Below are 19,485 nucleotides of genomic sequence, written 5' to 3' on the forward strand. Positions count from 1 at the left end.
AGGGTGGCATGGCGGTCATTTGCCAGACCGGGCTCAATTGGGGAAGCGAGTGGCTGCTGCGGTATTCCGTCGGCCGCGACGATCCCGACATTCGCGCCCTGGCCTGCATCCTGACCCACCGCTGCTCTTGCGCCGAGACTCCCTATCGCCGCGCCCTGGGCCTTGATCCCGAGGAGATCGAGGCCATAACCACCCGCTATTTCCCGGCGGCCGAGGCGGCGGGGTGGCCCATGGGCGGCTGCTGGCGGCGGCATACCTCCGAGTTCAGTCCTCCGGGCGGCTTTTGCCGCGACATGGGGGGCGATGACGATCCGGCCCACGGCCGCTTCAGCCGCTCGCTGCTGGAGCAGGAGGAGCAGGATCTCTGCCGCCTGTTCCTCAACCACGCCACGGGAAAGGGTCTGTGGCCGGTGGTGTTCGCCCGCCTGATCGCACGGGCCTGCATGGAGCCCGAGCATCTGTGGATGAGCCTGGGCCTGGAGAACCGGGACCAGTTGACCGGCATCCTCGGGCGCCATTTCCCCGCGCTGATGGCCAAGAACGACCGCGACATGCGCTGGAAGAAGTTCTTCTACAAACTGCTGTGCGATATCGAGAAGGTGTGGACCTGCACCGCGTCCTCCTGCGAGATCTGCCCCCACCATTCGGAATGCTACGCGCCCGAGGTTTAGAGCTTTTCGCGCTTAAGTTGAATCTGAAAGTCGAAAAGCTCTTAAGCCCGAGCGGCGCTTGAGCCCTGAAAAGGCAAAGCTTTTTCGTATACACAGAATCCTGGAGTGCTTCAGCTTGAAGCTGATGCACTCCAGGCCGGGCTATTGTTCCGCGAGGTGTTTCAGGCGGGCGGCGTCGAGGCGGTGGATGCGCCAGTCCTCCTGCGGGACGAAGCCCAGGGCGCCGTAGAACCTGCGGGCCTGTCCGTTCCAGCTCAACACGTTGACGTCCAGGCGGCAGCAGCCCCGCGCCACGGCCAGCTTCGCCGCCTCGGCCAGCAACCGGCGGCCCAGTCCCTGGCCGCGCGCCGTTTCATCGACGAAAAGATCATGGACGATCATGGCCGGTGCCCCGGCCCAACTGGAATAGGTGTCCAGCAGGGTGACGATGCCGCAGGGCACTTGGCCGCAGACGGCCAGCAGCACATGCAGGCGGGGGTGGGGGCCGAAGCAGTCGCGGCGTACCGCCGCCTCGCTTAGGGAGACGACCGCCGAAGCATCCTCGAACCCGGCCAGACGCATGATCAGCCCGACGATGGTGGCGGCATCATCGGGGGCGGCCGGGCGAATGATGGTTCCGGTCATGCCGTCGCCGGCATGATGGTCACCTTTACGTCCACGGGCGGGGCGGAATAGGGGGCTGAGGTCACCAGGATGGAGGCTCCCGCCTCGGCATAGGCGCCGGCGTTGGCGGCGTTGATCCCACCGGCGGCGGCGATGGGGATGCCGCCGGGGCCGCCGAGGCGCTTTACCGCCGCCGCCGTCTGGGCGGGGGAGAACTTCTCCAACTGGATGACGTCGGCGCCGGCCTGGGCGGCGGCTTCCGCCTCGTCCGCGGAGGTGACCTCGACCACCACCTTTTTCTCCGGGCAGGTTGATTTGAGGCGGCGGACGGCTTCGGCCATGGAGCCTTCGCCCAGCAGGGTGCGATGCTCGGGGAACAGCAGCACCGAATCCGACAGGCCCAGGCGGTGAGGTATGGCGCCACCGGCGATGACCGCCTTGATGGCCACGGCCTTGGTGCCGGGGAAGGTCTTGCGGGTGCAGGCGACGATGACGTCGGGACGCATCGTGCGGGCGGCGTCGACGATGCGGGCGGCGGCGCTGGCGATACCCGAGGCGTATTCCACCAGGGTCTGGGCCACCTTCCAGCCGGCCAGCACTGCGTCCGCCGGGCCGGTGGCCGACAGCAGCAGGTCCCCGGCGGCGGCGCGGGTGCCGCTGGTCGCGGCGAGCGTCACGGTACAGCCCAGCCGGGTCAGGAGGCGCGCCGCTTCCTCGGTGGAGGAGGCGACCAGGGCGCCGCCCGCCCGGAACACCATGGTTGCGGCCCCGGCCCCCAGCCCCAGCGAGCGGGTGGTGAGGTCGCCATAGGGCAGGTCGTCGTGCACGAAGCGGTCAAGCTCTTCGTCGGTGATCCGGATCATCCCTTCTCTTCCGTTCCGTAGCATTCGCCGAAATCGGGGCAGGTGTCGCAGACCGGCGACTTGCAGACATAGACCCCCTCGGCCTGGCACATCTCGCGGTAAAAGAACTTCTTCCAGCGCATGCCCCGGACGTTGCGCGCCGCCACCGCCGGAAAATGGCGGAACAGCATGTCGGACAATTCCCTTCGATTTCTGAGGCCCAGGCTGACCCACAGATGCTCGGGCCGGAGCGAGCGCCGCGCCACGACATGGGCCAGCCAGTCCTCGGTCTCCGTCCCCCTGGCGCGGCCGTCCAGCAACAGGGCACGGTAATCGGGCTCCTCGATAGCATCCTCACCGGCGGTGGCGTCCGTCCCCACCAGATCATCCACGGCACAGGCGCCGGGGAAGGCCGCTTCCAGCAGGCGGTGGAGGGTGGGGCGGTCGAGCCCCAGGGCTTCGGTCAGCGGGGCCTCGCCCTCGGCCCGAGCGGCGGCGATGACCGAGGCCAGCACGTGGCGGTCGAGCGGGTCGAGGCTGCTTGCCGTCGCCATCAGGCGGTCATAGGTTTCAGTCATGTTTCCTTCGGCAATCACCCGTCGATGTTCTCTCGCCGATACTTCTGTTCGGCTTGGCGCAGCCAGGGCGGCACCTGACCCCGCATTCCATCACGTAGTGATTCCAAAGCCAACGCCACAGGTTCTCCCGCGAATTTTCGGATGGGAGTCACCTTGATCCGCGCCAGACCGAACTCGCCGTCGGAGCCGATTTCGGCCGCGAACAGCAACTGACATCCTTCCATGGCGGCGAGGCGGCAGGCCAGCTTGGAGTGATCGCCGTCCTGCCTGCCGGATGGGAAGGATACCAGATCGAGATAGCGGTACCCCTCCTCGTCGACTTCGTAGAGCATCAGGTGTCGCGCCCAGCCGAGATGGGCGTCGACACGGGTCAGATCCTGGGTGGCGATGGCGACCTTCATGACAGGCCCCTCCGCGTCCTAGTTGATCTTGAAGCCGTACTTGACGAACACGCCCTTGGCCTCGGGACCCTTGATGTAGTCCAGCAGCGCCTTGGCCGCCGGGGTCTCCTTGCCGGCGATCAGGGCGAAGGGATAGACGATGGGATCGTGCATGGTGTCGGGGAACACGCCGACCACCTTGACCTTCTTGGAAACCGCCGCGTCGGTGGCGTAGACCACGCCCAGCGGCACCTCGCCGCGCTCGACGAAGGCCAGGGCGGAGCGCACCGAATCGGTGGCGGCGATCTTGGTTTCAAGAGCCTTCCACTGTCCGGCCCGCTCCATGGCCTGCTTGAAATACAGGCCGACCGGAACGCTGTCGGGATTGCCGGTGGCGATGCGGCCGGCTCCCGCCAGGGCGGCGATGTCGGTCTTGGGCGTCAGCTCGACCTTGCCCTGCTTGGCATCGGCGGGGGCGACCAGCACCAGGGTGTTGCCCAGCAGGTTGAAGCGCGAGTCCAGGTTGATCAGCTTCTTGTCGGCCAGATAATCCATCCACTTCAAATCGGCGGAGGCGAAGACCTGGCCGGGGCCGCCCTGCTCCACCTGCTTGGCCAGGGCCGACGAGGCGGCATAGGAGGGAACCATCTTGTGGCCGGTCTTGGCGGTGAACTGGTCGCCGATCTCGTTGAGCGCGTTGGTCAGCGAGGCGGCGGCGAACACCACCACGTCCTCGGCATGGGCCTGAGCGGCGACGGCAACGGAAAGGGCGAGGCCGGCGACGGCCCCCAACAGGCGCTTCATCAGCATCGGTTCACTCCTGCATCGAATCGAAATGTAGGATTGGTATATAACGCTAAAGCCCTTCCGGCAACCCGGAATGGGCGGCGCGGATGATTTCCCGATGGCCGGGTCTGCAGGAAAAGTGGGATTCGGAATGCGTGGATCGAGGGGTTGCATAAATTGCATGGGAATGGTGCCGGTATTTACGAAGGCAATATAACGGCATTATATGGTGTTGTTGATGTTGAGTTAATGTGTGCGTTTCGTATCTAGACTTTATAGCGCCTGTTGTCGTCTTTATTCCTTATGGTAGTGTTGACGTGTTTCTTGTGATAAATAATGTGTTGGATGGATCGATGCTTTGTCGATCGTGAATTCAGTCGGAGATTTTTCCATGAAGCTCAGCGCGCGCAACAATCTGAAGGGCAAGGTCGTCGCCATCGACAAGGGCCAGATCGTCGCCAAGATCAAGGTCGACATCGGCGGCCAGACCATCACCTCCCTGGTCTCCAACGAAGCGGTGGACGACCTCGCCCTCAAGGTCGGCGACGATGTCCACGCGATCATCAAATCGTCGGAAGTGATCATCGGGAAGTAAGCCATCGCATCATTGGCTGGATCGGGCCCCGGCATGCCGGGGCCTTCGCTTTTTTGGCTGACGGCGGCGGTCCTTCGTCATATAGTTATAATACATGACGAGGGGTGATTTCGTGACGGACAGCAAGGTCGAAGCCATTTTGGCGCTCAGGGGCGGCAGCCGTTCGCCCGTCGGGCGCGACCGTATCGCGCTGCTGGAGGCGGTGGACAGCCAGGGCAGCATCACCAAGGCGGCCCAGGCGGTGGGGCTCAGCTACAAGGCGGCGTGGGATGCGCTCAACGCCGTCAACAATCTGCTGCCGCGCCCGGCCGTGGCGGCCCAGACCGGCGGCCGCAACGGCGGCGGCGCCGTGGTCACCGAGGACGGCAAGGCGCTGATCGCCGCCTTCCACCTGCTCGAGGAACGCCTGTCGCGCGCCGCCGCCCTGTTCGGCGAGGGCAGTACCCCCGTCGACCCGATCATCCTGCTCCGGAGTCTCGGCATGAAGACCAGCGCCCGCAACGCCTTTCGCTGCACCGTCACCGAAATCCGCCAGGGCAGCGTCAACGCCGAGGTGATCCTTCACCTGACCGACGCGCTGACCCTGGCCGCCACGGTGACCGAGGAAAGCCTGCGCGACCTCGGCATCGTCAAGGGGCAGGCCGTCACCGCCCTGGTGAAGGCGTCCTTCGTGATGTTGGCCACCGGCAAGGAAACGCCGACGGTGTCGGCGCGCAATCGCATCCCCGGCACCGTTGCCCATCGCGAGGACGGGCCGGTCAGCAGCGAGATCACCCTGGATATCGGCGGTGGCAAGGTCCTGACCGCCATGGTGACCCGTGATGGGGCCGACGAATTGGGGCTGCGGCCCGGCGCGGCGGCCTGGGCCCTGTTCAAGGCCTCCCACGTCATCCTGGCGGTGGAATAGACGGGGCGTGCCGCACCAGTACGGATTTCAGCGATCAACCACAAGAAAACATCGGGGAGCGAGCATCAGACGGGGATCTGGACATGGATTCAAATAGCGCTTCCGGTTTGTGCGGGGCCGTCGTCTACGGCGACGGCATCAATGCCAACGCCGTTCTTGAGTGTTTCGCCCGTGAGCAGGCGGCGCTTGGCTATCGCGTTCTCGGCCTGGTCCAGCGCCGGGCATCCGAGGACCGGCCGTGTGCCGGCGACGTCATCCTTTATGATCTTGCCGGCGACGAGAGCTATCTGGTCTCCCAGCGCCTGGGCGAGGGCTCGAGCTGCTGCAGCGTCGATCCCTCGGGCGTCGCCGAGGCCAGCATCGTGCTGCGCCGCGCCCTGGAAGCACCGCTGGACCTGCTGGTGGTCAACAAGTTCGGCAAGCTGGAGGCCGATGGCGGCGGTTTCCTGGCGGAAATCACGGTTGCCATCGCCGCCGGCGTTCCGGTTCTGACCTCCGTCCATCACCGTCATGCCGACCGATGGGCCGACTATACCGGCGAGTTTGGAACGGCGATCGCCCCGACCCCCAGGGCGATATCCCTGTGGTGGCGTCAGGTTCGCGGCGTCGATGCCTGGAGGATGATCAGTTGACGCCGCCTCGGGGGTGCGGCGGTGAAAAGCCCTAGAAATCGGTCAGCGACAGCGATGAAACCTTCGACAGCGCCGAATAGGACGCCTCGAGAATCGATTGGAGCTGGGAGATTTCCACCGTGACGGCGGCGACGTCCACCGACTTGACATCGGAGATGCGGTCGCTCAGCAGGCTGAGGGTGGTGTCCTGGCGTTCGCCGAAGGCCTCGAGGCGGCTGGCGTTGACCGACAGCCGTCCCTGGGTGGCCAGCAACTCGTCCAGCGCCTCGGTGGCCAGATCGTAGGCCTCGGTCACGGCATCCTTGTCCAGATCGGAGGTGTCGGTGTTGGCCAGGATGTTGGCGGCGCGCAGGATCTTCTCGAAGCCCGATTGGCCGGCCGTCACCCCGTAATCGATGGATGATTGGTCCGAGACTCCCACCGACTGCGTCACGTCGTCGCCCAGATAGTAGCCGTCGTCGGCGGTGGACGGCGTGGCGGGCACGGCCAGCAGCGAGGTGTCGACCGGGGCGGCGGTAGTGCGGCTGCCGCCGAACAGGTAGCGGCCGTCCATCTGCAGGTTCATCAGATCGGCAAGGTCGCTCAGCAGCCCTTGCCCCACCGCGTTGTAATCCACGGTGTCGTCGGTCTGGGACAGCAACTGGCTGAGCGTGGTGCGCAAGTCGCCGGCCAGATCGACCATGGAGCCCACGGCGGTATGCATGGACTCGACCCGGTCCAGGGCGGTCTGGGTGTTGTCCGAGCGGGTCTGCAGCCGGGTCAGCGTGGTTTCCATGGAAATCAGCCTGGCCGAGTCCGACGACAGGTCGGCATAGCTCTGGCCCTTGAGGCCCGAGGCGCTGGCGGTCTGCCTTTCCGCCAGCCGGGCCTGGGTGGCCATGGTCGAGCGCAGCAGGGCCTGGCTCAGGCCCCAGGAGGAAACCCGTTCCATCATGGCTACCTCACCGCTTCCAGCAGGGAATCGAACATATCTTTTACCGTGGACAGCACCTGGGCCGAGGCGGCGTAGGCGTTCTCCAGCTCCGAGATGCGGGCGGTTTCCTCGTCGATGTTGACGCCGTATTGCGACGAGAAGGAATCAGTCAGCGAGGTCATCCTCCCGTATGGGGGTCAGCAGGAAGGTGACCTGCAGCAGATTGGCTATCAATTGCCCGATGTCGCGGAATCTTGCGCCCAGCACCATGGCGGCGGTTCCCAGCCAGGCCACGTTGGCCAGCAGCAGTATCGACGCGGCCAACTGCAGGGCGGCGGAGAGCTGGCCGAGAAGAAGGTATTGCGGCAAAAGGAAAAAGCCCATGTTGAGGGCGAGGACCGGCAGGTGACGCAGGAACACCGATAGGGCGATTGTCGACAGCGAAATGCTGGAATGGCGCAGAATGGGCATCCAGCGGGCAAAGGCGATGGAACTCTCGCCGACCACCGCCGACAGGAACGCCCATAGGACGAGCCCGGCCGTGAGTTGCCGGATATAGGCGTCGAAACTTACCAGCTGACGCCGCAGGATGGTGCCGAACAACAGGCCCACCGAGGCCACGGCGAAGGCGATGCCGATGGTGTTCCACAGCGGTCCCAGACCCGACGGCCGGAAGGCGCGGGTCAGTGCCAGACGGCTGAGAAGCAGGGCGAGCGGCCAATTGCGGGTATTTTCGGTGGGGGGCACTTTGGGATGTCCGGGTCGGAGGGTGAATGGGGCACAGGGTAGGGCTCCGAGGTCGGTCCGACAACCCTCCGAATCCTCCAAGGGCGGGGCACTCGCCTGTTCAGCTCATTGGCCTTTCCCTCGCCGGAGGGGGCCTCCGCGCCCTTGGCCGGCTGCGTCTCGGCGAGTTTCTTCGCTGTTGGCTGTCCAAGGTCGAGCGGACGCTCAACCATCCCATCATGATTGCCGCGACGCGGCGGATGGAGGTCCGGCCAGGGATGGTCTTGAGAGGTTTTCTTCGACAAATGGTACCTGGCCCGCGCCCGTTGGCTACAGCCGGCTCTCGCGTCCCGCGACGACGGGACGCGGCTGGGCCGGGAGGGCAAGAGCTACTTCTTTTCTTCCTTGGGAGGCAGCTTCTCTTCCTTGGGGGGCTGCGCCGGCATGGGCTGGGATGTTCCCTGGACGGTGGAGCCGGTCACCTGTGACGACGTGGTCGGAGCGACCACCGTGGCAGGCGCTTGGGCCCAGGCGCCGATGGCGGAAAACATCAGGACGGAGGCGACTAGGGCGAAGGTGTTGCGCATGAAAATTCTCCAAACCCTACCGGAAGGAGTCCGGTTATTGCTGAAAGCCGACTGTATGGTAAGGGGATTTTCCTGGTGTCGATCATTTGGCGATTATCGCGATCGATCACCGGAGGCATCATTTCCAGACAGCCCAGAACTTGAGGCAGGCATTGGAAATATTCCACAGGATTTGGCGGACGTGGCTCTTCCGGTGCATTCCGTCGGGAAGAGCTTTTCGCCGAGAGCGGCGTGACTGCAGGTTCCGGAGGCCGCGCCCACGCGATACCCGCCGTCAGCAGCATGGCGGCCATAAGCAGGGAGCGTTTTACGTATGGCTCTTCTTCAATTTGGAACATATAATAAGACATTTTTCTATTATTGGAAACTAGTAAACGCAAAGCATTAGTAGCGGGTAATTGAACCTTCCGCTTGCCTGATCCCGCTAAAGTGGGCACAGTCCGCCGGCTTTCGAGCGGTTGGGCGTTATCATGGCCTGGGTGCGGGTAATTATTGTCAATTAGGCCGTAAACTCATAAACAGGCTTCCCCTTCGTCGCGCGTCGTGATTCAACGATTCCCTCTGGCACGGAGGGCATTGATGGCACGGCGGCGGTACGAGTTGACGGATCACGAATGGTCGATCATCGAGCCCTTGCTTCCGAACAAGCCTCGCGGCGTGCCTCGGGTTGATGACCGTCGGGTCCTGAACGGTATCCTGTGGCGGTTCCGCACGGGCTCGCCTTGGGCGGAAGTTCCCGAGCGCTACGGCCCATCGACCACCTGCTACAACCGGTTCGTCCGCTGGCGCAAGGCGGGCGTCTGGGACCGGCTTCTGGAGGAAATCTCCAAGGCTTACGATGGCGACATCATCATGATCGACTCGACCTGTGTCCGCGTTCACCAACACGGGGCCACGGGAAAAAAGGGGCTCTCGACGATGGCAGCATGGGACGTTCCCGTGGGGGGCTCACCAGCAAAATCCACGCGCTCGTCGATGCGGAAGGCCGTCCCGTCACCCTGCGCCTGACCGCCGGGCAGGTCCACGACAGCGTCGAGGCCGAAGCCTTGCTCGATGGAGCCTTGGGCGACGGCTCAACCCTGCTGGCCGACAAGGGCTATGACAGCAACGCCATTCGGGCCTTGGCCGAGAAGAACAAGACCTGGGCCAACATCCCGGTCAGGTCCAACCGCAAGGGCACCTTCGCCTTTTCCGCCTGGGTCTATCGCCAGCGCAATCTGGTCGAACGCTTCTTCAACAAGATCAAACACTTCCGGGGGATCGCCACCCGCTATGACAAAGACCCACGGAATTTCCTCGCCGCCGTAAAGCTCGTCGCCCTGCGCATTTGGTGCGCCGCGTAATGAGTCTACGGCCTACCACCGCATCACCACCTTCTCCCCATCGCCCACCAGCACCGGCGATTGGTCGCGGCCCAGGCGGGCGGCTTCGCGGCGGGTGTTGCGTTGGACGAAGGTGGATAGTTCGGCCAGGGTCAGGACGTGGTCGCCGTCGGCATCGGCGTCGCCCATCAGGCCGCGCATCAGGAAATAGCTGTAAAGGCCATGCCGCGCAGCGCCGTAGGACGACGACAGCTGGTCGTTGCCGGCGGCAGCCAGCAGATTGGCGGTGGGCGGCAGTCCCTGGTCCTTGGGCACGATCATCAGCGGGCGAGCGTCGGCGATCAGGGAATTGCCGCCGCGGGTGCCGCCGGAATAGCAGGTGTCGAGGAACAGGGTGACGTTGGCGGCGCCGTGACCCAGGATGCCGGCGATCAGGCGGTCGCGGTCGATGGCGCTGCGCTTCAGGATGGCGCGGTCGCCGTCATGGGGGATCAGGTACAGGTCCCGCCCATCGGGCGAGGCCAGGCCGTGCCCGGCGAAAAACACATAGATTTCGGTGGCGCCCGACTGGATTTCCGCCTTCAGCCAGGTGTCGATGGCCTTTTCGATGTCCAGCAGCCGCGCCTCGGACCCGGTCAGCACCTTGACCCTGGCCGGTTCCATCCCCAGGGCGTTGGTGGCGAATTCGCCGAAGGCGCGGGCGTCGCGCCCGGCGAACTGGGCCATGGGCAGGGTCAGATAATCCTCGACGCCGATGATCAGGGCGGCGGCATTGGGCTTGGGCTTTCCCTTCAGGCGGGTGGCATCGAGCGGCGGCGGCGGTTCGGCCTGGGCGGCCAGCGCGGTCAGGCTTTCGTCACGCATTTCCGGCACCGCCGCGAAGCGTGTCGCCTGGGTCTGGGCCGAACGCAGGTCGTCGCCTTTCAGGCGCGTCGCCAGGGAGTCGCGCAAGGCCACCGCCCGGCGGCGCGGGTCGTCGCGCAATTGCGCCGCCGCCAGCGAGGCCCAGACATAGGCCTCGGCGCCCTGCCCCATGCCCTCGGCCAGGGCCAGTTGCGCCGAGGCGTGCCCCTGGCGGGCGGCGCGTTCGGTCCAGTGGCGGGCGTCCCGTTGGTTCTGCGGCACGCCCTGGCCGTCGCGGTACATCTCAGCCAGCAGGTATTGCGCCTCGGGGGCACCCAGTTCGGCGGCCAGACGGAACCGCGTGGCCGCTTGCGGATAATCGCCGCCCGAACGGGCTTGGCGCCCCTTCTCGGCGGCATAATTGGCGGTCAGGCGGCGCAGGGCGGCGAAATCGGCCCCGGCCAGGATGATGGGGGTTTCCACCTTCTTGCCCCCGGCCTCGGCCCACAGGCGCAATGACAGGCTTTCGCGATCCAACAATTGGGCGGCGGTGTCGATGGCATCATACAGGTCGAACACCGCCTCGCCGTCGGCATCGTTCTGGCGGTGGCGCGGCGGCCCTTCCTCGATGGACAGAGACACGGTCAGCCCCGGCCAGGGCCGGCGGGTCACCCCTTGTCTGCCCAGAGGCTTACCGTCGGCGCTGATGCGACCGGTGGAGACGTTTTCGTTGCGCTCCTGCTCCTTCGGTCGGTAAACCTCGTCGGTCAAAAAACGCCGGGCCGAGGCGTCCAGGGGGGAAAGCGCGACGGCAAAGGGCAGCAGGATCGTCTCGGAAATCGGGCTGCGATGATTTTCCTTCACCGTGATGCTGGCCTCATCATAGGTGTCGAAGGCCCGTAATTCGCCCGAAATTTCCTTGGCGACCCCGACCGTCAGCGCCCCAGTGGCGGCATTGAACCGCGCGGCCAGCACCGGCCGCACACTGGCCTGGGCATCCTCGGCCACCATCTCGACGGTGCGGACGTTGCGCCGCTCGGTCAGCGTGCGGGTCTGCGTCCCCTCGCAGGCGGCGAGGGCGAGGAGCAGAGCGGCGGATAGCGATATGTCACGCCAAACACATCTGATATTTGTGCCTCTCCCCATGTTCATTTCCCGGCCTGAATGTCTTTTCGACTCGTTTCAGAAAAACAGATGCCTTCTCAGCACCAGGGTCTTGAGAATGGACATGATATTGATCCGACAGCGTTGAACGATGCTGCTGCCCCCCTTTATAGCCCAGTCCTTCTCTAAATACGTTGAAGAAGGGATATTGCTATGACCGATGACGCATATGTTGAATTTTAACCAGAACTTCCCGGCTACCATCTACATCGCCGCAACGCTCTGCTAAAGGTTATGAGTCCCAGCCTTAACTGCAGCAATGGCAACCACCCAGGTATGCCATCGCTGCGCGCTCGGCCGCGACTGACTTCCGCGCCGTCATGGTGAATGACTGGATTTCCAGGCGCACAATTGTGCGCCTGGAAATCTGTCGGATAAGGAGCGTGGAGTCTGTGGAGATCTACCGAACCTCACCAAGAATATCAGCAACATAAAACTTGAAGTCATCGGGAGCGGCCTTGCCATTCCACTTCATCATCTGGACGTAAAATACGGTCACCTTTAATTCGCCGATGGCCTTTTTTTGTGTTCCTAGAGTCTTAAAAACAGGTGAGTGCTCTTTTTTTATTGGGATGCACTCCTTCCTATTCACAAACTCCTGGACTGGGGCGGTGTTTCCGAGGCCAAAATTCATAGCCGCTTGCACTGCTCGATCCGAGTCAAAGCACCCTATAATTACATCCACTCCTTTTGGTATGCTATAGGGTTGCGCAGCTAATACCTCTGTCGGCTGAATGGCCATTGACAACGCCGCCCCCAGAATCAATACGGCATTTCTCATTGCGAATACTCCATCTTGTTTGTTATCAGATTAATGCCTGTTCAATTCATCAATCAATTGCATAGATATTCGGCTGCCCGAGACACATCCCAATCATGTCGGCATGTACTAGCTTTCCCTGCTCGGTTTGCGCATAATACTGGGTAATCCTGCCAGAGCAAAAATCCCCAGGCGCCATTCTTGCATCGAACATCGTAACGCTTTCCATCTCTCTTTACGATATCTACCCCTCCATTAGACATTTGGAGGTCATTCGCAGTGCCACTGCCATGCACATCATACAAAACCGTAGCAATCATCTTGTTGTATTCATCGGCATTAGAGAATTTTCCGGAAAAAACGTTTTCGGGTGATTTGTCGTATATTTCCCCTGATTTCGCTATTTTTCCACACCAATATTTACCAGATATGTCCAATCCAGATATTGACCCCAAATAATGGCACTTGATGTCGTCGCTTGGTAGGGATTGATACATCCCCATTAACTTTTCGGAGCATTTATAATTTATTATCGAGCCTCTATTTTCCTTTGTTACTACGTTTACGCCAAAATATGTATTTTTTGAAAGATCAAGGAAAAACTTTGATCCGCCAACCTCTTCTCCATGGATATAATTATATCCATTGCAGCCACCGCCAGTGGCGGGGTGTGAATACATAATAAATGTGAATGCCAAAAGTGCTAATGAAATACTTGTTGGTATATTGCGCGCACAATATTTATGCATAGCCTTCGCCACCATTTTTTGCTGTGAGGCTTTACCGATCCGGCAGTCGGCCAGTACCTGTCCGGCCACCTCGGTCAAGCCGAGGGCATTGTCGAGTTCCCGGAAGGCGAGCAGCCCAGCATCGGAGGTTACCGTTGGGCCGCAGAACTCCAACTTCAGGCGGCGGTCGAGAACACCCCGAAGATCCCCCAATTCTGTTTTACCCACCACCACCTCCATTTCTCGCAGCCCACCGCTCCATCATCGCATTGGTTTCTATGCTATATTCGCATTCATACATAACGAAACGGCAAGGTAACCTGGGAAATCAGAGTTAATTTCATAATATGCCAGCGGGCTACCAGCCATATTTGCAATGGCGATTCCAAGAAAAATACTAATAGTCTTTTAGTTTTTCCGTATTCTTGCAATATTTCATTTTCAATGAAAACTATTTCGCGTTTTTTCCATTCAATCCCAAATCGGCTTCCAGCTCCTGGAACGCCTTCGACGCCCGCAGCCTGCCCTGAAGCGCGGCATCCTTGCCAACCTGTTCTACCAGAAGGCGGTTTGCCTTGCCCAGGGGGTATTGAAGCAGCACATAGGCGCGGTATTGCCCCCCGCTGGGGATGAATTTCTGTTCCTTCACGGCATAGCCGGTCAGGGTGACTTCCGAGATCAGGTTGGTGGTGGTGCGTTCGCTTTCGCTGGTGACCGGGGCGCCTTCGGCAGCGCCCGATTCGGCGACGAATTCCTTGATCTTGGCGGAAAGCTTGCTGTTCAGCCGGTCGGCCAGTGAGCGCTTGGCCGCCAGCACCGCCTTGTCCAGGGCGAATTGCAAATCGGTGGAGGCAGCGGTGCCCGGCGCAAGGATGGCGTATTCGTCATCGGCGGGGGCGCTGTACCAGGACGGGATTTCATCCACCGCGCCCTTTACCGCAGCGGCGCGGGCCTCGTCCTTCTTCTGCGCCTGTTGCGCCGTCCAGGCGGGCGAGCCGGGATCGGGAGAGCAAGCGGCCAATAAAGCCAGGGCGGCCAGAGCGAGCGGCAAGCGGGTCATGATGTCCTCCGGCCCCATGGGGCAAGGGTGGTTTTGTCGGTTAGACGGCGGGGCGCGGAATTTTTCCCGAGGGAACGTGAATTTTCCCCTCTGTTCATGATGCCCCCCGCCCCCAACGGGTAAGGGCGGTTTCGATGGTGGTGACGCGGGGATCGGACAGGCGACGCAACTGGCCCAGGGCGCGCTCAGTGCGGGCCGGGTCGCCCGATTTGAGATAGGCCAGGGCGGCGGCATAGAAGGCGTCGGCGGACTCGGCCGGTTCGCCGGTTTCGGCCAGCAGCACGGCGGAATTGTACCAGGCGAAGCCGTTGGCGGAGGCGGCGTCGATGGCCATGCGATAGGCGGCCAGAGCGCGGGGCGCGTCGCCCCGGTCGGCGGCCAGGGCGCCCAGGGCGTTGAGGATGCGGGGGTTGTTCCGGTCCAGGGCGGCGGCCTTGACGATGGCCTTTTCGGCGGCCATTCCGTCGCCGTCCAGCATCAGCACGCGGCCTTTCAGGAACCACGCCTCGGCATTGCCGCCATCGGCGGCGATGGCCTGCTCGGCGGCGGCCAGTGCCGCCTTGTGGTCGCCGGCCGCCAGGGCACGTTGGGCCTCGGCCAGCGGGTCGGTGACAGCAACCGCGACAGGGGACGTTTCGCCGGGATCATCCAAGGCCAGGCTGGCGGTATCGGGGATGGTGGAAACCAGACGGCGGGCCAGATCGTCGGTGACCCGCAGCACCTGTTCGTCGCGGATATTGTCGATGGCGCCGTAAATCCCCATGGCTAGGCCGACCGGGTCCAGCGGCAGACCGCCGTCGCGATTCGCCGCCACATGGCGGCCCTGCCACAACACGGCGCCATCGGCGGCGCGGATCAGGCGCAAATCGGCACCGACGGTGACGCTTGAATAAAGGCCCAGAAAGGTGATGCCGTATTCGGTGACGGTGCCTTCCATCAACGCGGCACAGTTCAGGCGTCGGCCCAGGGTGTTGCGGTCGCCGCCCACCTCGGCCAGCACCTTGTCCACCCGCTCGGGCCGGATGCCGCGCTTGGCCTGGGTCAGCAGATGGGCATACAGCGACAGCCGCACCCGCGCGGCGTCGGCGACGGTGGCGCGGGGTTCGCCGGTTTCGGCCACCGCCAGCGGCAGGATGGCCACGCAATCGGGCGGCGCCGCGCCGAAGGCCGGATGCACCTGGAACAGCACCGGGTTGAGGTCCAGCGCCCCGGCCCGCTCGGCCTTGCCCTGGTCCACATAGGCGGGGGTCGAGCAGGCGGCCAGCAATAGCGGCAGGATCAGGGTGATATGTCTCATGGCGCCCCCCGCACGATGTTGTAGGCCCGGCGCACCACCCGGCTGTGGGCGCGGGGCAATTCGGCCATCAGGCGGCGGAAATCGTCCAGGCTGTAGCTGTCGCGGAGCGGCAGCGGCGTGCGCGTCGCCACCACCATCAGGTATTCATCCACCATCTTGCGGCCGGGCGGCTGGCCCTCGGGGAATTCCACTCGCACGTCATAGCGCCGCGCGCCTGCATTGGTGGGAATGGTGGCAAGGCCATCCATGCGGGAATTGCTGTCATAGGCGTTGGGGAACAACCGCACCACCGCCTGATCGCCGCTGCGATAGGGCAGCCATTGGAACACCTGCACATACATGGGCTGGGACGTCGACAGGGTGACGACCAGGGGTTCGCCATGACGCAGCACCGGCTGGCTGAGCGACACGCCCAGGTCGAAGGCGGGATCGGGCCGCCCCTCGGCCGCCGCCACGTCGGCGGAAAACCCGACCACGCATTCGCGGTGACCGGCGGCACTGGGGCGGAGCTGGATCGTCTTGTCTCCGGTGCGCCGCACATAACCCTGCATGCTGGACCACAGGGCGGAATTGCGGGCGCATTGGGCCTCGTCACCCTGTTCGGTGCAACGCTGCACGTCCTCGGCGGCGATGGTCTCGCCGGTCACCTGCCGCACCGCCTCGGCTCTGGCCCGTTCCTCGGCGTAACCGCAGGCTTCGGATTCGGCCATGGTCGGCGGGAACAGATAGCTGCCGCGCGCCTCGACCCATTCGGCCAGGGCCGGAGCGGGCAACAGCAACAGCAGGGCAAGCAGGCGGGGGGGCATGGCGGGCCTCATTTGCGCCCCGCCACCAGAACGGCACGGGGCAGCATCTGTTGGTACAGGTCTTCCAATCCCATCTCGGCGGCGCTCCCCTCTTCCTTGGCTGGCTGTGTCCCCAGGAAGGCCAGCAGGCGCCCCGCCTTGATGGCGAAGTTGATGTCCTCGGGCATTGGGCCGCCCTTGGCGACGATGTCGGCGCTGTCCATCTTGCCCACCGCGATGCCGATCAGGCGGCCCTGGCGATCGAACACCGGGCCGCCGGAATTGCCCTTGTTCAACTTGGCTGTCATCTGGAAGGTGTTGGGATCGTTGGCGAGGCCCGCTGTTTTGGCAACGATGCCCTCGGTCAACGCCGGTTGCTCGTCGCCCAGGATGCCGATCAGCGGATAGCCCAGCACCACCGCCGCCCGACCCGGCGCCGGATCGGCCATGCGGGCCAGCGGAAAGGCCGGACTGTCGGGGAATGGCGTGTCGATCTCCAACAGCGCCAGATCGTCGTCGGGCGCGGTCTTGACCACCTTGGCCATGCGCACATGGCCGCTGCCGTTGCGCACGGCGATTTCGCGCTGACCGTCGATGACATGGCGGTTGGTGACGATGCGCCGCCCGCCTTCCAGTACGATGCCGCTGCCGGTCATGATGGGCGAGCCGGGCGGAAACGGCAGCGGTTCGGGCTGGGCCAGCACGGTGGCCTGCACCAGCTTTTGCGCCGGACGGGGCGGCGGCGGGGGCAGAGGCGCCGCCTCGACGCGGGGACGGGCGGGCGGCGGGGATGGCGGTGGCGGTTCGACTGGTTTTACCTTTTCCACCGGGCCGATGCTGGCCAGCCACATGTCGATGGCCTCGACCCGCCCCTGCCGTCCCTGTTCGGCGTAAACGGCGCGGGCGGTCTTGCGCGCCTCCACCGCTTCGGCCTTGCGGCCCATGCCCCAGGCATACAGGCCGATGCGGTCCCAGGCATCGGCGGCACGGGGATGGCTGGCGACGAAGCCGCGCAACGCGTCCAAAGCGTCGGCGGGGCCGCCATTCTGGGCGCGAAAGCGGGCAAAGACCAAGGCGGCGTCCTCGGAATCGGGACGTTCGCTACTAAGTTTACGCAGACGGGCGAATGCCGCTTCCGAGCGCCCCAGACGCTGATCCACCATCGCCAGCACCAGATGGGCGCCGACCATGTCGGGGGCGGATTTCAACGCCGCCTCGGCGGCCTTGCGGGCTCCGCCCAGATCGCCCAGACCCAGCCTGCTTTCCGCCAGCCCCAGCCGGGCAGCGGCCTCGGCGTCCAAAGACGAAAATTCCGCCTGTTCGAAGAATTCCGCCGCCTTGCCCGGTTTGCCCAGACCCAGATAGATGCGGCCCAGCATCAGGGCGGTGTCCGAGGACGAAATCTCACCTTTGGCGTCCAGATCCTTCAATAGGGGAATGGCCCTATCGAACTGTTCCGCCGCCAACAGCGATTCGATCGTGTCCAGCGCCGGCCCCGCGTCTTTGGCCCCCGCCGGTGGGACGGATACCGCCAGACATCCCGCCAACAAAGCCATGCGTGCCGACCGAAAGGCCATCGACTCTTCCCCCCAATAAAGCCCCCAGGCCGACGATACACGCGTCAAGTGCCCTCGTCTCGTTAGACGGCAGTGGGGGAGTTTTTTACCCGCAGATGATTTCTTCAAATATCCGCGGGGCAAAACCGTTGCCGCTGCCGTCTAAGGGTGGTGGTATCGACTGCCATCGGCATTTTCGCCGGGTGGGGGGATACGGCCATGATGGAGGTATCGGGATGAAAAAGTCTGTGTTTGCTGCCGTGTTGATCGGCGGATTGATGACTGGCGCGGGCCTTGCCCAGGCCGGCGAGTATTCGTGCAAGGTCTATTGCGTCGGCCCGTCCGGCACCACCACCGTCACCGTGCGGGCCAGTTCGGCGTCGGAAGCGGCGTCCATCGTCGACAAGCAGGGCCACCAGGTCTGCCAGGCCGCTGGCCATCGGGGGGCGAGCACGCAGACCATGGGGACGTCGCAATGCCGCTGAGCGCGGCGTGACAAGGCCGCCCGGGACGGGTATCGTCCCGGGCGGTTGCCTTGCCGAGAGTGTTCTCAATCAAACGGGGGATTGGATGCGTTCGATCATTATCGCGGCTTTGACCGTTGTTTTCACCGCCGGGATCGCCCAGGCCCAAACGCCGGACAGTTCCTTTCGCGACTGTGACGACTGCCCCGAGATGGTGGTCATCCCGGCAGGCAGCTTCATGATGGGGGCTGACAAGAATTTAGAGGACGCCAGTGACTTCGAGACGCCCCGTCACCGCGTCACCATTGCCCGCCCCTTCGCCATCGGCAAATATGAGGTAACCCAGGCGGAATGGATGGCGGTGATGGGCGGTAACCCCAGCAAATTTAGGGGCCGCTTGCGCCCGGTGGAGCAGGTCAGTTGGGATGACGCCCAGGACTTCATCCGTCGCCTGAACGCCAAAACCGGCAAAACCTATCGCCTGCCCACCGAGGCGGAATGGGAATATGCGGCGCGGGCTGGAACGACGACCGCCTATTCCTTTGGCGACGACAGGAGCAAGCTGGGCCAATACGCTTGGTTCGCCGGCAATTCGGGCAAGGAAACTCATCCTGTCGGTCAGTTGCAGGCCAATCGGTTCGGCCTCTACGACATGGATGGCAATGTCTTGGAATGGGTCGAGGATTGCTGGCACGATAACTATACTGGTGCGCCCACGGATGGCAGCGCGTGGCAAGGAAGATCCTGCCTCCGCGTCAACCGGGGCGGCTCTTGGTACTACATCCCAAGTGTCTTCCGCTCCGCCAACCGCTACAGGGACAACTCAGGCACCCGGGGCAACGATCTGGGTTTCCGTCTCGCCAGAACGCTCCCGTGACATGAACGTGCAACAGGGGGAATCCATACGATCACTTGGCAAGGATTGGGCATTCTGGTCGTCCTACCGGTTTGATGATGGTGGCGGTGGACGGCGGCACCGGAGCGTTGAGCTTGGTGTAACCATCGCGAAAGCCGAATCCCAAGGCAAGCAGCACCACGGTGACTGTACCGCCAGGGACGAGTATCGTTCCTGGCGCACCTTCGATCCCTATCGCGGGCTTAGTCGCAGATCCGGTGGCTCATATAGAGATAGCGATGACGCAGTAAATGCCATGCCTTTTCAGATCGCTATCGCCTTCGCAAATACTTGCATGGGCGCCTAATTTGCGCTAACAACACCACTCTCTGAGAAAAACATGTATACACGCAGACATTTTTGTCGTTGCCTCGCCTTGCGAGCAGTGCTT

General features: G+C 63.3%; 21 protein-coding genes and 2 pseudogenes. 7 read left to right on the top strand and 16 right to left on the bottom strand.

The features are described from left to right. Positions 1-8 precede the first annotated feature (8 nt). Positions 9-671, top strand: a complete 663-nt coding sequence (locus CP958_RS25440) for a nitrogen fixation protein NifQ (protein ID WP_096704945.1) — start codon at positions 9-11, stop codon at positions 669-671. 141 nt (positions 672-812) lie between these two features. On the opposite strand, the gene CP958_RS25445 is transcribed toward CP958_RS25440, so the two are convergent. The 5 genes from CP958_RS25445 to modA are packed head-to-tail and all read right to left on the bottom strand — an operon-like array spanning position 813 to position 3,884. Next, entirely contained in the window at positions 813-1,295 is a 483-nt protein-coding gene (locus CP958_RS25445) for a GNAT family N-acetyltransferase (protein WP_096704946.1), read from the bottom strand. Further along, entirely contained in the window at positions 1,292-2,137 is an 846-nt protein-coding gene (modD, locus tag CP958_RS25450) for a ModD protein (RefSeq protein ID WP_096704947.1), read from the bottom strand. The genes CP958_RS25445 and modD overlap by 4 nt, the downstream gene beginning before the upstream one ends. Further along, complete coding sequence (locus tag CP958_RS25455) at positions 2,134-2,694, bottom strand: nitrogen fixation protein NifQ (protein ID WP_096704948.1); 561 nt, start codon at positions 2,692-2,694, stop codon at positions 2,134-2,136. The genes modD and CP958_RS25455 overlap by 4 nt, the downstream gene beginning before the upstream one ends. Positions 2,695-2,708: 14 nt before the next feature. Next, complete coding sequence (locus tag CP958_RS25460; RefSeq protein WP_096704949.1) at positions 2,709-3,095, bottom strand: NifB/NifX family molybdenum-iron cluster-binding protein; 387 nt, start codon at positions 3,093-3,095, stop codon at positions 2,709-2,711. Between the two features lie 18 nt (positions 3,096-3,113). Continuing rightward, a complete protein-coding gene (modA, locus tag CP958_RS25465; RefSeq protein WP_096704950.1) occupies positions 3,114-3,884 on the bottom strand; it encodes a molybdate ABC transporter substrate-binding protein in 771 nt (256 codons plus the stop codon). A gap of 367 nt (positions 3,885-4,251) precedes the next feature. Here modA and CP958_RS25470 point away from each other — a divergent pair, with 367 nt between their 5' ends. The 3 genes from CP958_RS25470 to CP958_RS25480 all read left to right on the top strand — a co-directional run bounded on the left by CP958_RS25470 (position 4,252) and on the right by CP958_RS25480 (position 5,994). Further along, positions 4,252-4,455, top strand: a complete 204-nt coding sequence (locus CP958_RS25470) for a TOBE domain-containing protein (RefSeq protein WP_096704951.1) — start codon at positions 4,252-4,254, stop codon at positions 4,453-4,455. A 112-nt stretch (positions 4,456-4,567) separates the two neighbouring features. Continuing rightward, positions 4,568-5,362, top strand: coding sequence for a TOBE domain-containing protein (locus CP958_RS25475; protein ID WP_096704952.1), 795 nt, complete (start codon positions 4,568-4,570; stop codon positions 5,360-5,362). A gap of 83 nt (positions 5,363-5,445) precedes the next feature. Then, positions 5,446-5,994, top strand: coding sequence for a DUF2478 domain-containing protein (locus CP958_RS25480; RefSeq protein WP_096704953.1), 549 nt, complete (start codon positions 5,446-5,448; stop codon positions 5,992-5,994). 31 nt (positions 5,995-6,025) lie between these two features. Here CP958_RS25480 and CP958_RS25485 read toward each other — a convergent pair whose 3' ends face one another. From CP958_RS25485 to CP958_RS25500, 4 genes are all read right to left on the bottom strand, one after another. Then, the gene (locus CP958_RS25485) at positions 6,026-6,928 is read right to left on the bottom strand and encodes a flagellin (RefSeq protein WP_096704954.1); all 903 of its coding nucleotides are present in this window, start codon (positions 6,926-6,928) and stop codon (positions 6,026-6,028) included. A 2-nt stretch (positions 6,929-6,930) separates the two neighbouring features. Further along, positions 6,931-7,089: a flagellar basal body rod C-terminal domain-containing protein gene (locus tag CP958_RS25490; protein ID WP_096704955.1), complete on the bottom strand. Its 159-nt coding sequence runs from the start codon at positions 7,087-7,089 to the stop codon at positions 6,931-6,933. Next, on the bottom strand, positions 7,073-7,654 hold the full coding sequence (locus tag CP958_RS25495; RefSeq protein WP_096704956.1) for a hypothetical protein: 582 nt from the start codon (positions 7,652-7,654) through the stop codon (positions 7,073-7,075). The genes CP958_RS25490 and CP958_RS25495 overlap by 17 nt, the downstream gene beginning before the upstream one ends. A 368-nt stretch (positions 7,655-8,022) precedes the next feature. After that, on the bottom strand, positions 8,023-8,220 hold the full coding sequence (locus CP958_RS25500; RefSeq protein ID WP_096704957.1) for a hypothetical protein: 198 nt from the start codon (positions 8,218-8,220) through the stop codon (positions 8,023-8,025). A gap of 579 nt (positions 8,221-8,799) precedes the next feature. Between CP958_RS25500 and CP958_RS25505 the strand changes: the two are divergent. Next, positions 8,800-9,563 (top strand): annotated as a pseudogene (locus CP958_RS25505) (IS5 family transposase). A gap of 12 nt (positions 9,564-9,575) precedes the next feature. Here CP958_RS25505 and CP958_RS25510 read toward each other — a convergent pair. From CP958_RS25510 to CP958_RS25545, 7 genes and pseudogenes are all read right to left on the bottom strand, one after another. Further along, positions 9,576-11,531 (bottom strand): caspase family protein, encoded by a 1,956-nt coding sequence (locus CP958_RS25510; protein ID WP_170959116.1) that lies wholly within the window; start codon positions 11,529-11,531, stop codon positions 9,576-9,578. 418 nt (positions 11,532-11,949) lie between these two features. After that, positions 11,950-12,330, bottom strand: coding sequence for a hypothetical protein (locus tag CP958_RS26170; protein WP_141400643.1), 381 nt, complete (start codon positions 12,328-12,330; stop codon positions 11,950-11,952). Between the two features lie 731 nt (positions 12,331-13,061). Next, a pseudogene (locus tag CP958_RS27245) lies at positions 13,062-13,277 on the bottom strand (IS1380 family transposase); the annotation flags it as partial. Between the two features lie 211 nt (positions 13,278-13,488). Continuing rightward, positions 13,489-14,097, bottom strand: coding sequence for a hypothetical protein (locus CP958_RS25530; protein ID WP_096705054.1), 609 nt, complete (start codon positions 14,095-14,097; stop codon positions 13,489-13,491). A 94-nt stretch (positions 14,098-14,191) separates the two neighbouring features. Further along, the gene (locus tag CP958_RS25535) at positions 14,192-15,394 is read right to left on the bottom strand and encodes a tetratricopeptide repeat protein (RefSeq protein WP_096704962.1); all 1,203 of its coding nucleotides are present in this window, start codon (positions 15,392-15,394) and stop codon (positions 14,192-14,194) included. Beyond that, positions 15,391-16,200: a DUF4384 domain-containing protein gene (locus CP958_RS25540; RefSeq protein WP_242443143.1), complete on the bottom strand. Its 810-nt coding sequence runs from the start codon at positions 16,198-16,200 to the stop codon at positions 15,391-15,393. Before CP958_RS25540 ends, CP958_RS25535 begins: the two co-directional genes overlap by 4 nt. 8 nt (positions 16,201-16,208) lie before the next feature. Next, the gene (locus CP958_RS25545; protein WP_096704964.1) at positions 16,209-17,756 is read right to left on the bottom strand and encodes a serine protease; all 1,548 of its coding nucleotides are present in this window, start codon (positions 17,754-17,756) and stop codon (positions 16,209-16,211) included. A gap of 215 nt (positions 17,757-17,971) precedes the next feature. Between CP958_RS25545 and CP958_RS25550 the strand changes: the two genes are divergently transcribed. Both CP958_RS25550 and CP958_RS25555 read left to right on the top strand, forming a co-directional pair. After that, entirely contained in the window at positions 17,972-18,220 is a 249-nt protein-coding gene (locus CP958_RS25550; RefSeq protein WP_096704965.1) for a hypothetical protein, read from the top strand. Positions 18,221-18,305: 85 nt separating this feature from the next. Beyond that, positions 18,306-19,076, top strand: coding sequence for a formylglycine-generating enzyme family protein (locus tag CP958_RS25555; RefSeq protein ID WP_096704966.1), 771 nt, complete (start codon positions 18,306-18,308; stop codon positions 19,074-19,076). Positions 19,077-19,485: the final 409 nt, after the last annotated feature.

The organism is Magnetospirillum sp. 15-1 (genome assembly GCF_900184795.1).
Lineage (GTDB): Bacteria > Pseudomonadota > Alphaproteobacteria > Rhodospirillales > Magnetospirillaceae > Phaeospirillum.

Coding starts and splice junctions, on each gene's coding strand:
- CP958_RS25440 (WP_096704945.1), top strand. CDS start 9: ATGGCGGTCATTTGCCAGACCGGGCTCAATTGGGGAAGCGAGTGGCTG.
- CP958_RS25445 (WP_096704946.1), bottom strand. CDS start 1,295: ATGACCGGAACCATCATTCGCCCGGCCGCCCCCGATGATGCCGCCACC.
- modD (WP_096704947.1), bottom strand. CDS start 2,137: ATGATCCGGATCACCGACGAAGAGCTTGACCGCTTCGTGCACGACGAC.
- CP958_RS25455 (WP_096704948.1), bottom strand. CDS start 2,694: ATGACTGAAACCTATGACCGCCTGATGGCGACGGCAAGCAGCCTCGAC.
- CP958_RS25460 (WP_096704949.1), bottom strand. CDS start 3,095: ATGAAGGTCGCCATCGCCACCCAGGATCTGACCCGTGTCGACGCCCAT.
- modA (WP_096704950.1), bottom strand. CDS start 3,884: ATGCTGATGAAGCGCCTGTTGGGGGCCGTCGCCGGCCTCGCCCTTTCC.
- CP958_RS25470 (WP_096704951.1), top strand. CDS start 4,252: ATGAAGCTCAGCGCGCGCAACAATCTGAAGGGCAAGGTCGTCGCCATC.
- CP958_RS25480 (WP_096704953.1), top strand. CDS start 5,446: ATGGATTCAAATAGCGCTTCCGGTTTGTGCGGGGCCGTCGTCTACGGC.
- CP958_RS25485 (WP_096704954.1), bottom strand. CDS start 6,928: ATGATGGAACGGGTTTCCTCCTGGGGCCTGAGCCAGGCCCTGCTGCGC.
- CP958_RS25490 (WP_096704955.1), bottom strand. CDS start 7,089: ATGACCTCGCTGACTGATTCCTTCTCGTCGCAATACGGCGTCAACATC.
- CP958_RS25500 (WP_096704957.1), bottom strand. CDS start 8,220: ATGCGCAACACCTTCGCCCTAGTCGCCTCCGTCCTGATGTTTTCCGCC.
- CP958_RS25510 (WP_170959116.1), bottom strand. CDS start 11,531: ATGGGGAGAGGCACAAATATCAGATGTGTTTGGCGTGACATATCGCTA.
- CP958_RS26170 (WP_141400643.1), bottom strand. CDS start 12,330: ATGAGAAATGCCGTATTGATTCTGGGGGCGGCGTTGTCAATGGCCATT.
- CP958_RS25530 (WP_096705054.1), bottom strand. CDS start 14,097: ATGACCCGCTTGCCGCTCGCTCTGGCCGCCCTGGCTTTATTGGCCGCT.
- CP958_RS25535 (WP_096704962.1), bottom strand. CDS start 15,394: ATGAGACATATCACCCTGATCCTGCCGCTATTGCTGGCCGCCTGCTCG.
- CP958_RS25540 (WP_242443143.1), bottom strand. CDS start 16,200: ATGCCCCCCCGCCTGCTTGCCCTGCTGTTGCTGTTGCCCGCTCCGGCC.
- CP958_RS25545 (WP_096704964.1), bottom strand. CDS start 17,756: ATGGCCTTTCGGTCGGCACGCATGGCTTTGTTGGCGGGATGTCTGGCG.
- CP958_RS25550 (WP_096704965.1), top strand. CDS start 17,972: ATGAAAAAGTCTGTGTTTGCTGCCGTGTTGATCGGCGGATTGATGACT.
- CP958_RS25555 (WP_096704966.1), top strand. CDS start 18,306: ATGCGTTCGATCATTATCGCGGCTTTGACCGTTGTTTTCACCGCCGGG.